The organism is Mycobacterium sp. 134 (assembly GCF_048282715.1).
GTDB classification, from domain to species: domain Bacteria; phylum Actinomycetota; class Actinomycetes; order Mycobacteriales; family Mycobacteriaceae; genus Mycobacterium; species Mycobacterium septicum.
The window spans coordinates 950,886-963,468 of sequence record NZ_JBLVUN010000008.1 but is presented as its reverse complement, the minus strand read 5'-3'; the positions used below and the strand labels follow the sequence as shown (position 1 = coordinate 963,468).

The 12,583-nt window shown below is 66.6% G+C and carries 12 protein-coding genes; 3 read left to right on the top strand and 9 right to left on the bottom strand.

The window, feature by feature from the left end; all coding sequences use genetic code 11:
* Positions 1-21 precede the first annotated feature (21 nt).
* The 3 genes from ACNQVK_RS09240 to ACNQVK_RS09230 form a co-directional block, all read right to left on the bottom strand.
* Positions 22-726 carry a DUF2334 domain-containing protein gene (locus ACNQVK_RS09240; protein WP_418029277.1) on the bottom strand — a complete coding sequence of 235 codons (705 nt, stop codon included), beginning with the start codon at positions 724-726 and terminating at the stop codon, positions 22-24.
* Between the two features lie 78 nt (positions 727-804).
* Entirely contained in the window at positions 805-1,293 is a 489-nt protein-coding gene (locus ACNQVK_RS09235; RefSeq protein WP_418029276.1) for a glutathione peroxidase, read from the bottom strand.
* A 19-nt stretch (positions 1,294-1,312) separates the two neighbouring features.
* Positions 1,313-1,858 (bottom strand): TetR/AcrR family transcriptional regulator, encoded by a 546-nt coding sequence (locus ACNQVK_RS09230; RefSeq protein WP_418029275.1) that lies wholly within the window; start codon positions 1,856-1,858, stop codon positions 1,313-1,315.
* An 84-nt stretch (positions 1,859-1,942) separates the two neighbouring features.
* Between ACNQVK_RS09230 and ACNQVK_RS09225 the strand changes: the two genes are divergently transcribed.
* Positions 1,943-2,389 (top strand): DoxX family protein, encoded by a 447-nt coding sequence (locus ACNQVK_RS09225; RefSeq protein WP_418029274.1) that lies wholly within the window; start codon positions 1,943-1,945, stop codon positions 2,387-2,389.
* Here ACNQVK_RS09225 and ACNQVK_RS09220 read toward each other — a convergent pair.
* Together ACNQVK_RS09220 and ACNQVK_RS09215 are read right to left on the bottom strand one after the other, a co-directional pair.
* Positions 2,318-4,465: a S9 family peptidase gene (locus ACNQVK_RS09220; RefSeq protein ID WP_418029273.1), complete on the bottom strand. Its 2,148-nt coding sequence runs from the start codon at positions 4,463-4,465 to the stop codon at positions 2,318-2,320. The genes ACNQVK_RS09225 and ACNQVK_RS09220 overlap by 72 nt on opposite strands.
* The gene (locus tag ACNQVK_RS09215) at positions 4,462-5,349 is read right to left on the bottom strand and encodes a phosphoribosylaminoimidazolesuccinocarboxamide synthase (protein WP_418029272.1); all 888 of its coding nucleotides are present in this window, start codon (positions 5,347-5,349) and stop codon (positions 4,462-4,464) included. Before ACNQVK_RS09215 ends, ACNQVK_RS09220 begins: the two co-directional genes overlap by 4 nt.
* 30 nt (positions 5,350-5,379) lie before the next feature.
* Between ACNQVK_RS09215 and ACNQVK_RS09210 the strand changes: the two genes are divergently transcribed.
* Positions 5,380-6,003, top strand: a complete 624-nt coding sequence (locus ACNQVK_RS09210; protein WP_418029271.1) for a hypothetical protein — start codon at positions 5,380-5,382, stop codon at positions 6,001-6,003.
* Between the two features lie 104 nt (positions 6,004-6,107).
* On the opposite strand, the gene ACNQVK_RS09205 is transcribed toward ACNQVK_RS09210, so the two are convergent.
* From ACNQVK_RS09205 to purB, 3 genes are read right to left on the bottom strand one after another with little or no spacing between them, the layout of a single operon-like run.
* Positions 6,108-6,707 (bottom strand): DUF1707 SHOCT-like domain-containing protein, encoded by a 600-nt coding sequence (locus ACNQVK_RS09205; protein WP_418029270.1) that lies wholly within the window; start codon positions 6,705-6,707, stop codon positions 6,108-6,110.
* Between the two features lie 9 nt (positions 6,708-6,716).
* Positions 6,717-7,937, bottom strand: coding sequence for a cytochrome P450 (locus ACNQVK_RS09200; protein ID WP_418029269.1), 1,221 nt, complete (start codon positions 7,935-7,937; stop codon positions 6,717-6,719).
* Positions 7,934-9,352, bottom strand: coding sequence for an adenylosuccinate lyase (purB, locus tag ACNQVK_RS09195; RefSeq protein WP_276128998.1), 1,419 nt, complete (start codon positions 9,350-9,352; stop codon positions 7,934-7,936). The genes ACNQVK_RS09200 and purB overlap by 4 nt, the downstream gene beginning before the upstream one ends.
* Before the next feature lie 50 nt (positions 9,353-9,402).
* Between purB and relZ the strand changes: the two genes are divergently transcribed.
* Positions 9,403-11,124, top strand: a complete 1,722-nt coding sequence (gene relZ / locus ACNQVK_RS09190; protein ID WP_418029268.1) for a bifunctional ribonuclease/(p)ppGpp synthase — start codon at positions 9,403-9,405, stop codon at positions 11,122-11,124.
* Here the strand turns inward: relZ and ACNQVK_RS09185 are convergent.
* A complete protein-coding gene (locus tag ACNQVK_RS09185; RefSeq protein ID WP_418029267.1) occupies positions 11,121-12,575 on the bottom strand; it encodes an APC family permease in 1,455 nt (484 codons plus the stop codon). The genes relZ and ACNQVK_RS09185 overlap by 4 nt on opposite strands.
* Between the last annotated feature and the right edge of the window lie 8 nt (positions 12,576-12,583).

Genomic DNA, 12,583 nt, shown 5'->3' with positions numbered 1-12,583 from the left:
GAGACGCAAGACTAGCCCTAGTCAGGCAGCCTCGGTCAGGACCGAGAATCCTCGCCACTGGTAGATGGTGGGCACGCACCGGTGCAGCAAAGCCAGGTCGATCGCGTCCAGCATGGCCTGCCGGGGACCGGGCCTGCGCAGGTGCCGCGCGGCAACCGCGACACGCACCGTGCCTTCGCGGCGCGCGGTGCGTTCTGCCGAGAGCACCACGGTGCGGCACCACCACGGCTCGGACAGAAAACCTTCTCCGATGCCGACCACCCGGGCGCGCGTCGTGGTCTCCCGGACCAGGTCGGTGATGCCGTTCAGATCGGCCAGCAGACGAAAACCGTTGCGCGGCAGAGCGGTCACCGTGCCCTGCGACACGGTCCAGCCGGGGGCGGCGAACAACCGGGTACGCAGTCCCAGGTGCTCGAGCACCCGGTCGGCGCCCATCAACCTCAGGTTGGCCTCATGGGCGGGCAACGAGGCGAACTCACCGCGCCGCTTCTTGGTCGCGGCCTCGTCGTAGCCGTGCAGGACGACGGCGTCACCGCCGCTGCGCCGACGGGCCAGCCACTCCACGGTGCCGGCATCGCGGTCCAACCGGTATCCGCCCTTGAGCCGCGGCGCCACCAACATGGACACCGGTACCCCACGGGCATCGAGCTCGGCGCAGAATGACGCGACATCGCCCAGCGTGCGATCGCTGATCTGCGATATCGAGACGATGAGTTGTCCGGTCACGCTGCCAGTGTGGCAACGTCACATGTCGGGACGGTGTCGAACACTCTGACGCCGAATGTCCATTCGGCTAGAGCCTGATCAGGCCGGCAGGACCGCTTCGATGGCCTCGATGACCTCGGGCGCGTCGGGTTCGGTGCGGGGACGGAACCGGTTGGCCACCGTGCCACCGGGGGCGAGCAGGAACTTCTCGAAGTTCCACTGGATGTCCCCGGCCTCACCCGCCGCGTCGGCGGCCTGGGTCAGCTCTGCGTAGAGCGGGTGACGATCAGCGCCGTTGACGTCGGCCTTGGCCAGCAACGGGAACGTCACGCCGTAGTTGGTCGAGCAGAACGTCTGGATCTCCTCGGCACTGCCCGGCTCCTGGCCCATGAACTGGTTGCACGGCACCCCGACCACGGTGAGCCCGCGCGCGGCGTAATCCTGGGCGAGTTTCTCCAGCGCGGTGTACTGCGGCGTCAGGCCGCATTTGGAGGCCACGTTGACCACCAGGGTGGCGCCCGTGGCCAACTCGGCCAACGTCGTCTGCCTGCCGTCGAGGGTGGTCAGCGGAATGTCGTTGAGGCTCATCCGCGCGACGCTACCCGACCTACTTGTCGAACAGGATCGCGGCCAGACTCTCCACCTTGGCGATCGGATCTCCCGCGGTGTCGATCGCGTCGTTGAGCCACAGCATCGAAAAGCCGTGCACCAGAGACCAAGCGGCCAGTGCGGCACCGTCGGGGTCGGCGGCGGCCTTCGGATCGGCCAGGGTGCCGACGCCGCGGTTCAGCTCCGCTCCGGCTGCCGACGAGGCTGCGACCAGCTCGGCATCGGTGTCGTCGTAGAGCGATTTGTCGAACATCACCTCGTAGTGGCCGGGGTGGTCGAGAGCGAAGCGCACGTAGGCCTTGGCGGCGTCGATGAACTGCGGCCTGGCCTCGGTAAGGGCCGCGGCCAGAAGCTCAAACCCTTCGGTGGCCAGTGCGGTGAACAGCCCGCGGCGGTCGGTGAAGTGGTGCGCGGGCGCCGCGTGTGAGACGCCCGCGGCGCGTGCGAGTTCGCGCAGCGAGATGCCGTCGGCGCCGCGCTCGGCCACCAGATCGGCGGCCTGAGCGAGGATCACGGCCCTGAGGTCGCCGTGGTGATAGCCCATGCGGGTCATCCTAACCCCACATCTTGACAGCGCCTAGATTAGGCGTAGCGTGGCGATCTAGACACCGACAAGATCGGAGCTTCGATGGCCGTCTTCCTGACCCTGGTTCTGGGTAGCGTGGCCGCCCGGGTGATCGGCATGCTGGATGTGGACTATCTCGACAGTTGGCCCGAGGCAATAGCGGTCGGGCTGGCCGCGATGTTCGTCATGACCGGCGTCGCGCACTTCGTCAATCCGCTGCGGCGCGACATGATCGCCATCGTGCCGCCATCGCTGCCCGCCCCGGCCGCCCTGGTGACGGTCACCGGCGTGCTGGAGTTGGCCGGCGCCGCGGGCCTGCTCTACCCGCCCACCCGGGTCGCCGCGGCGGTGTGCCTGTTCCTGCTCATGCTGGCCATGTTCCCGGCCAATGTGTATGCGGCCAGGATGCCCAACCCGCCGAAGTCGATGACCTCGCGGTTAGGCGTCCGGACCGCCGAAGAGGCTGTCTACCTGGCCGCTGCCGTAGTTGTCGCCGTCGGCGGCAGCTAGCAGCCAGGCGTACTGGAACGCCGCTTCCTTCCACCGCTCGTAGCGTCCGGACAGGCCGCCGTGACCGGCCACCATCTCGGTCTTGAGCAGCACGGGATGACCGTCGGTCTTGGTATGACGGAGCGCGGCAACCCATTTGGCCGGCTCCACGTAGTACACCCGGGTGTCGTTGAGCGAGGTCATCGCCAGAATCGCCGGATAGTCCTGCGCCGCCACATTCTCGTAGGGCGTGTAGGATTTCATGTAGCGGTAGACCTCGGGGTCCTCCAACGGATTTCCCCACTCGTCCCACTCGGTCACGGTCAACGGCAACGACGGATCCAGGATGGTCGTCAGCGCATCGACGAACGGCACCTGGGCCAGAATCCCGGCGAACAGTTCGGGGGCCATGTTGGCGACCGCGCCCATCAGCAATCCGCCGGCACTACCTCCGAGAGCCACCAGATTCTGCGGGCGAGTCACCCCGCCATCGACGAGATGGCGTGCGGCCGCGATGAAGTCGGTGAACGTGTTCGTCTTCTCCAGCAGCTTGCCGTGCTCGTACCACGGCCGTCCCAGCTCGCCGCCGCCACGCACATGCGCGATCACGAACACCATTCCGCGATCCAACAACGACAACCGGGCGATCGAGAATCGCGGATCCTCACACGACTCGTAGGCACCGTAGCCGTACAGCAACGCCGGCGCCGGGAACTGCAACCCGGCCCGGTGAATGATCGAGATCGGAACCCGAGCCCCATCGGGTGCCGTCGCCCAATCCCGGCGCTCCACATAGTCTTCCGGCCGGTAACCACCCAGCACCGGCTGCTCGCGCAGCAGCGTGCGCTCACCGGTGGCGAGGTCCAGGTCGTAGATCCGCGCCGGTGTGATGAACGAGGTCGCACCGATCCGCAACTTCGGTGTGGACCAGTTCGGGTTTCCGCCCATCCCCGCGGCGGTCAGCTCGGAATCGAAGGTCAGTTCCTCACGCGTGCCGTATCCGTCCGCGGTGAGCGGCCACAGTGCCATCTTCGGCAATGCCTCACTGCGGTAACTGATCACCAGGAACCCGTCGAACGCGTCGACACCGTCCAGACGCACGTCAGACCGATGCTCGATCAGGGTGCGGAAATCGCTCGGGTTGCTGACCGGGGCCTCCACCAACATGAAGTTCTCGGCACCGTCGTTGTGCAGGATCAGGAACCGGTCCTCGCCCCCGACCACGGCGTGCTCGACGGAGTACTCCACCAGGTCGCGACGCTCCCACACCGTGGTGAACTCCGCCGTCGGGTCGTTGGCGTCGACGTAGCGGACCTCGGTGGTGACGGCGCTGCCCGATGCGACGAACAGGTACTTGTCGCTGCGGCTGCGCCCGATCGCGACCCAGAACCGTTCGTCGGGTTCGTGATACACCTTCTCGGAGGGCAGGCCGGAAGCCAACCGGTGCCGCCACACGGTGTCGGGCCGCCAGGCATCGTCGACCGTCGTGTAGTACAGCGTGCGGCTGTCAGCAGCCCAGGTGCCGCCGGCGCCGATCCCGGCGATCGTGTCGTCGTAGTGCTCGCCGGTGCGTAAATCCTTGAACTTCAAGGTGTATCGCTCGTCGCCCTTGACGTCGACGGAGTACGCCAGGATGTTGCCGTCCAGGCTCACCGTGGCCGCGCCGAGCGAGAAGTACTCGTGACCGTCGGCCTCGACGTTCTCGTCGAGCAGAATCTGCTCGCCGGGGATATCGGCGCCCTCGTCGAGCGCGGGTGGCGTCCAGTCGTCGGGATCGCCGATCGGGCACCGGCAGTGCACCGCGTACTGCTTGCCCTCGAAGCTGCGCGCGTAGTACCACCAGCCATTGCGGCGCATAGGCACCGAAAGGTCGGTTTCCTTGGTGCGCGCCTTGATCTCGTCGAAGATCTTCTGCCGCAACGGCTCCAGATGGGCGGTGGCGACCTCGGCGTAGGCGTTCTCGGCCTCCAGGTGCGCGATCACCTCGGGGTTTTCCTTGTCGCGCAACCACTCGTAGGGGTCGATGAACACGTCACCGTGATGCTCACGGCGGTGATTGCCACGCTTGGCGACCGGTGGCTGTACGGACTGTGTCATGCGCCGATCCAATCGTCGAACCGCAGGCCCGAAATCCGTTCGTATGCCTCGATGTACCGGTCCCGGGTGGCTGCCACGATCTCCTCGGGCAACGGTGGCGGCGGGGTGTCGCCGTGCCGGTCCCAGCCGGAGTCGGGCCCGGTCAGCCAGTTCCGGACGAACTGCTTGTCGAAGCTGTCCTGGACCTCACCCTGCTGGTAGGTCTCGGCGCGCCAGTACCGGGAAGAGTCCGGGGTGAACACCTCATCGGCCAGCACCACGTTGCCGTGCTCGTCGACACCGAACTCGAACTTCGTGTCGGCGATGATGATGCCCTTGGTCAGCGCGTGGTCCGCACCCTGCACGTAGGTCTGCAGCGTGCGCTCCTTCAGCTGGCTGGCCAGCACCGGCCCGACCAGTTCGATCACGGTGCCATACGAGATGTTCTCGTCGTGCTCGCCGATGTCTGCTTTGGTGGCCGGGGTGAACAGCGGCTCGTCGAACTTGCTCGCCTCCCCCAGACCCGGGGGCAGCGGGATACCGCACACCGAACCCGACGCCTGGTAGTCGAGCAGCCCCGAGCCGGTCAGGTAGCCGCGGGCCACACACTCCACCGGCAGCATCTTCAGTTGCTTCACCACCAGCGCGCGGCCCAACACCTCTTCGGGGATGCGCTCGTCATCCGGCGGTCCGGCCAGATGGTTGGGCGCGCTGATCAGGTCGAAGAAGAACACGCTCATCGCCGTCAGGATCCGGCCCTTGTCCGGGATCTGCGAGTCGAGGACGTAGTCGTAGGCCGAGATGCGGTCGGTCGCCACGAACAGCAGGTGCTGGTCGTCGATGCGGTACAACTCGCGGACTTTCCCGCTGGCCAGGTGCTGGTAGTCGGACAGAGCAGGGCGCATTGGGCCAGCCTATGTGTTGGGATCGGTCTCATGAGATCGCGGTACCTGCCTTATGCCAGCAGACCCGGCCGCTTGTTGGCCCAGTTGTTCAGCGATGCGGCCGTGATCGCCTGGACCGCGGTGTGGATATTGGTGGGATTGGCCGTGCATTCGGCGGTGGCGACCATCGCCGAGGTCGGCAGGCAGGTCCAGAGCGGCGCGAACGGGGTTGCTGACAACCTGGGATCCGCTGGTGACAGCACCGACAGCGTTCCCTTGATCGGTGACACGCTGAGCAAGCCGCTGCGCGCTGCCAGTGAAGCGGCCCTCGACATCGCCGGCGCGGGCGCCAACCTGGACAGCACCGCGAGCTGGCTGGCCTGGGTGCTGGCCCTGGCGGTGGCCGCCGCGCCGATCCTGTTCGTGGCGATGCCCTGGCTGTATCTGCGGGTCCGGTTCTTCCGGCGCAAGTGGACCGCGATCACCCTGGCCTCGACCGTGGCCGGGGAACAGCTGCTGGCGCTGCGGGCACTGGCCAATCGGCCGCTGGCCAAGCTGACCGCGGTCTCCGATGACCCTGTCGGTGCCTGGCGCAGTCAAGACCAGCGCGCCATTCGCGGCCTGGCCGCCCTGGAGCTGCGTTCTGCCGGCATGCGCCTGCGCCGCATCGAGTGATTTTTCCGGTGAGTCGTGGAGTCTTACCCGCTCGGGGATCGTCAAAAAGTTTGACGAAGTTCCCAACGACATGTCACACCGAGAGGCGGCCACAGCGGTCCGCGCTATCGAGTGCCGCTCAGGCGCTTCAGCCAGCTTCCGAACGGGTGCCGCACGGTGACCGAACCCATCCGCACGCGGCCACGCACGACGAGGTGCAGCTGATCCGACGGCGGGCTGGTGCGGACCTTGACCGTGGCGCTTCCGGCGATGGCGTTGACCGCATTCAGATCGGCAGTGGCCGAAGGGGGCACGATGAGCTCCGTCGAGCTGCAGTAGTCGTCGATGACGATCTCCACCACGGGCCCCGGCAACACCGCGGAGCTGAAGTCGAGGGTCGTGCTGCACAGCCGGGTGTTGAGGTGCAGGGCAGGAGCCACCCGCCACTGTCCGCGCCGCACGATCGAGGACATCCAGCCACGCAGCTCCTCTGGTGCCGTCGCCGGCAGGTGCGATGCCGGGACCATCGGCGGTGATGCGATCGGCAGGTCCGCCACCACCGCGCCTAACTCGCCGCGGGTGCGAGCAGCCAGTGCGGCGTCGTAGCGCTCACTGAACTCGTCGAGCGTGATCATGCCCTCGGCTACCGCACGCTCGAGCAGTTGTCCCACCTTCGCGCGTTCGGCATCTGAGACTCGGAGATGGTCATTCGGGCCTGAGTCCATGCTCCGAGGTTAGGCGAGCTCCACCACCAGATGTCGGATGCCGGTGTGCCGGTTGCTGCGGGTCCATTCGACAGGCTTGACCAGACGAGCCGACGAGAACCTCGCAAGCACTTCCTCGAACAGCACCCGCAACTCCAGCCGGGCCAGGTTGGCGCCCAGGCAGTAGTGGATCCCGTAGCCGAAACCCAAGTGCGGATTGGGCTTACGCGTGATGTCAAAGGTGTCGGGAGAGGAGAACACGAGCGGGTCCCGGTTCGCCGACCCTTCCCAGACCTGCACCTTCTGCCCGGCTTCGATGTCACAGCCGCCCAACGTCACGGCTCTGGTCGCGGTACGGCGTTTGGACGGTGACGGCGAGGTCCAGCGCACCATCTCCTCGATCGCCGTGGGCAGCTCGCCGAGATCGTCACGCAACAACGCCATCTGCGAAGGGTTTTCGATCAGGGCCAGCAGCCCACCCGCCACCGAGTTGCGCGTGGTCTCGGCACCGGCGCTGAACAGCAGGCTGAAGAACAGGTACAGCTCCACTTCAGAGAGGGGAGCCAGCGAGTCGTCCAGCGATGCGTTGGCCACCACCGACAGCATGTCGTCAGTCGGTTCGGCACGTTTGGCGGCGATGAGTTCCTGGCCGTAGGTGTACATCCGCGAGCCGGCCTCTTCGGCCGACATCTGCGCCATGGCCGCAGAACGCGAACCTCCGAAGTCGAACTGCGGCTCGATCGCGTGGAACAGCCAATGCCGTTCGGATTCCGGCACTCCCAGCAGGATGCAGATCATCTGCATCGGCAGCTCCGCGGCCACGTCCACCAGGAAGTCGAACGGTTCTCCGGGCACCACCCCGTCGAGCAACCGACGTGTCCGGGCCCGCAGATCGTCTTCGACCCGCCGGATCATCCGTGGCGTCAGCCCGGAGCTGACCAGCCTGCGGATCTCGGAGTGCCGGGGGTCGTCCATCATGTTGAGCACCTGCCCGGCGATGGCCAGATCCTGCAGCAGCGTGCCGCCGTAGGGCCGGGTGCCGCCGGTCACCGAGGAGTAGGTCTCCGCATCACGCAGCACCGCAAGGGTTTCGGCGTGGGTGGCCACCGACCAGAACCCTTCGCCATCCGGCGTGTGTTCGGTCGCCGAGTGCCAGTACACCGGCGCTTCGCGGCGGTGCGCGGCGAACAATTCGTGCGGGAAACCGGCAGCGAAGTTGTCCAGGTCGGTGAGGTCGGCCGCCAAACTCACAAGATGGCGCCCGAGGTGTACTTGGCGGCTTCGGGGTATCGGCTGACCAGTTCATCGACGGCCGCGACGACCCCGTCGACCTGGGCGCCGGCGGCGCCGGTGAAGGCCTGCTTGTCGGCCAGCGCGGCTTCCAGGGCCGCCCGGTCCAGCGGCAGCCGCGGGTCGGCGGCCAGCCGGTCCAGCAGGTCGGGCTCCAAACCGCGCTCGCGCATGTCCAGTGCGACGGCGACGGCGTGCTCCTTGATCACCTCGTGCGCGGTTTCGCGGCCCACGCCGGCGCGCACCGCGGCGATCAGGATGCGGGTGGTGGCCAGGAACGGCAGGTAGCGATCCAGCTCGCGCTGGATCACCGCTGGGTAGGCGCCGAACTCGTCGAGCACGGTCAGGAAGGTCTCGGTCTGCCCGTCGACGGCGAAGAACCCGTCCGGCAGCGCCACGCGGCGCACCACCGAGCAGAACACGTCGCCCTCGTTCCACTGCGCACCGGCCAGCTCGGCGGCCATCGAGGCGTAGCCGCGCAGCACCACCTGCAGGCCGTTGACCCGTTCACACGATCGGGTGTTCATCTTGTGCGGCATGGCCGAGGAGCCGACCTGACCGGGCGCGAAGCCTTCGGTGACCAGCTCGTGGCCGGCCATCAGCCGGATGGTGTGCGCCAGCGAGGACGGCCCGGCACCCACCTGCACCAGCGCCGAGAGCACATCGTGGTCCAGCGAGCGCGGGTACACCTGCCCGACGCTGGTGAAAACCTCTGTGAATCCCAGGAATTGGGCGACACGCCGTTCCAGCTCGGCGAGCTTGGAGGTGTCCCCGTCGAACAGGTCGAGCATGTCCTGGGCGGTGCCCATCGGGCCCTTGATGCCGCGCAGCGGGTAGCGGTCGATCAGCTCGCGCAACCGGGTCAGCGCCAGCAGCGTCTCTTCGGCGGCCGAGGCGAACCGTTTGCCCAGCGTGGTGGCCTGGGCCGCCACATTGTGCGATCGGCCGGCCATCACCAGATCGCGGTAGACGACGGAGCGCTCGGCCAGCCGGGCCACCACCGCGACGCCGTGGGCGAACACCAGCTCAAGCGAGCTGCGGATCTGCAGCTGTTCGACATTCTCGGTGAGGTCGCGGCTGGTCATGCCCTTGTGGACGTGCTCGTGGCCGGCCAGCGCGTTGAACTCCTCGATGCGCGCCTTGACGTCGTGGCGGGTGACGCGCTCGCGCGCCGCGATCGAGGCGAGGTCTACGTTCTCCAGGACCCGCTCGTAGTCGTCGATCACGCCGTCGGGCACCGCGACGCCCAGCTCGGCCTGCGCACGCAGCACGGCGAGCCAGAGTCGGCGTTCGGCGACGATCTTGGCCTCCGGCGACCAGATCGCGACCATTTCGTCGCTGGCGTAGCGGTTGGCCAGAACATTCGGGATCGTCACGAACACACAGCTTACGGCCCAGGCCGCAGTACCAATGAGACAGTGGACGGATGTACTTCGTCGGACTCGACCTCGCGTGGGGCGAGAAGAACCAGACGGGCGTGGCCGCCATCGACTCAGGTGGGCGGGTCCTCCACGTCGGTGTGGCGCAGGACGACGACGATATCGCCGCGGCCATAGAGCCTTACGTCAGCGGCGACTGCCTGGTTGCCATCGATGCGCCGCTGATCGTGAAGAACCCGACGGGCCACCGGCCGTGCGAACGGGATCTCAACCGGGACTTCCAGCGGTTCGACGCCGGGGCACGCCCGGCGTTCACCGAGCGACCCGAGTTCAAGCATCCGCGCGGCGCGCGTATCGCGTCGGCCCTGGGCCTCGACATGGATCCGTCGTCGCTGTCCAACCGTCGCGCGATCGAGGTCTATCCGCACCCGGCGAGCGTCGTGCTCTTCGGGCTCGACAAGACCCTGAAATACAAGCGCGGCGCGTTCGGCGACCGGCAGCGCGAACTGCTGAGGCTGATGACGTTCATCGAGGAGCTCGACGGGGCGACGCCGCGGCTGCGGGCGAACCGCAATGTCAGCTGGGTGGAACTTCGCAAGCGGATCGAGGCTGCCACCCGGCCGGGGCAACTCGATCGCGACGAGGACCCCGTCGACGCCCTGCTCTGCGCCTACATCGCGCTGTACTGGTATCACCGGCCCGAGGATGTGACGATCTACGGCGATTACGACTCGGGCTACATCGTCACGCCGTCCCTGCCCGCATCTCGCCTGCCGCGGCCTCGACCTGCACCGCTCCGCGAAGCGGCGCCGTCGACGGCTGTCGCCGAATACGCCGCTCGGCGCCCGGACCTGGTGGCCGCCACCGAGCAGTACCTCAAGCTGGTCACCAGCCTGCTCGACGAGGCAGGCATCAACTACCTCAGCATCACGGCCCGCACCAAGAGCGTCGATTCGTTCGCCATGAAAGCCAACCGCCGTGCGGCCGACGGCACTCCGATGTACACCGATCCGCTGGTGGAGATCACCGATCAGGTGGGCCTGCGCGTCATCACCTATCTGCGTGAGGATGTCGACGCGGTGGCCAATCTGCTGGCCGAGGAGATGCGGCTGCTCGACGACCAGGACATGGGTCTGCAGACCGCACGTCAGGGCCGGTGGGGCTACGCGAGCCGGCACCTGCTGTTCGGGGTCGAGGGCGAACAGTATCCGGCGTCCATCCAGGTGCGTACCGTACTGCAGCACGCGTGGGCCGAGTTCGAGCATGACGTGCGGTACAAGGGTTCGATACCGGCCGAGCACGTCAGCGAACTGGACCGCCGATTCACACTGGCCGCCGGGCTGCTGGAGCTGGCCGACCGCGAGTTCACCGAGATCCGGGAACGCCTGCGACTCACCATGACCGAAGAGGAGGACGTGCCCCCTGGGTTCTTGAGGGACGCGCGCATCGCCACCCCGGTGCTGGCCACCTACCTGGGCAATCGCTTCCCTGACGCCGGTTGGTCACGCACGGACCACTATGGCTGGATCTCGGGGTTGCTGCTCGAGCTCGGCATCACCTCACTGGATGCGCTGACGACCGTGCTGGATTCGGTGGACACCGACGAGATCAACCGGCTGATGGACTACCGGTACCCGCCGGGCGCGGTGCGTCGCCTGGACGACGCATTGCTGGCCGTGTTCGATGACCGCTATATCGAGCTGGACGGAAACGCGCACCGGATCGCGCTGCTGCAGAACCGGATTGAAAAGCTGCGGAAAGAGTCCTAGGGCGCCTCGGCGAGATGGGTCGGGTCGGTGATCCCGGGCCCAGTGATACCGAGTTGCTTGTTGATCATCTTGGTGATCAAGAAAAGCACCACGCCGGTGGCGACCAACGCCAGCGCCAGCACATACTGCACGCCCGGGCGCCCCGACGTCGGCAGCACCAGATACAGCGAGGCGATGAAGCCGATGACGGGCAGCACGGTCGGAGTCTTGAAGTGCCCGCCTCCTTTCCGGACATCGCGACGCAGTACCAGCACTGCGACATTCACGACTGAAAAGACTGCTAGCAGCAGCAGTGAGGTCGTGCCGCCGAGGATCGCGACGGTGTCTCCACTTGCGAACGCCGACACGTAGAAAATCAACCCGAATGCGATGAGCGTGGTGAAAACGATTGCCACCCAGGGCGTGTGCCGCTTCGGGTGCACCGTGCCGAGCACCGGGGGCAACACATGCTGGCGGGCCATGCCGTAGATCAGGCGACTGGCCATCAACATGTTGATCAAGGCGGTGTTCGATACGGCGAACATCGAGATGACGGGCAGGATGTTCGAGAACGGGAGCCCCGGTGCGGCGGCCTCCATCACCTTCACCAGCGGGGAGGAGTCGGACTCGGCGAGCGTTCCGACCGGCACCAGCGCGACCGCGATGACGGCAACTACGACGTAGACCAGGCCGGCGATGCCCAGACCGGACAACAAGACCTTCGGGAAGATCCGCACCGGATCCTTGGTCTCCTCCGCCATGTTGACCGAGTCCTCGAACCCGACCATCGCGAAGAAGGCCAGCGACGTCGCCGCGGTGACCGCGACGAAAGCGTTCCTCTCCCCGGAGGTGTCGAATGCGACGACGCGGGAGAAGTCGACGTCCACCCCGCTGACGATCGCCCACAGTCCCACGGCGACCACGAGCACCAGACCGGTGATCTCGATGAACGTCAGAACTACGTTCAGCTTGACGCTTTCACTGACGCCGCGCAGATTCACCGCGGCGATCAAAGCCATGAACAGAAGTGCGAGGAGGATGACGCCGACCACCTTCAGGTGGGCGACGTGATCGGTGAAGAACTGCCCGAAGTTGACTTCTATCGCGTCGAAGAAGCTGATCGCGAAGAACCGCGAAGCCGTTGAGGCCGAGGTGATTCCGGAGCACATCACGATGAACGCCACCAGGAACGTGACGAAGTGGACGCCAAATGCCTTGTGCGCGTACAGGGCTGCGCCCGCTGCCTGGGGATACTTGGTGACCAGCTCGAGGTAGCTGAACGCGGTGATGGTGGCGATCAGGAACGCCGCGAGGAATGGTACCCATGCGGCGCCGCCGACCTCCTTGGCAACCTGCCCGGTCAGCGCATAGACACCCGTGCCGAGGATGTCGCCGACGACGAACAGCAGTAATAATCCGGGCCCCATCACCCGCTTGAGCTGTGGCTCCTCCGCGGTTGCGGGTTGCGACATTCCCCCTC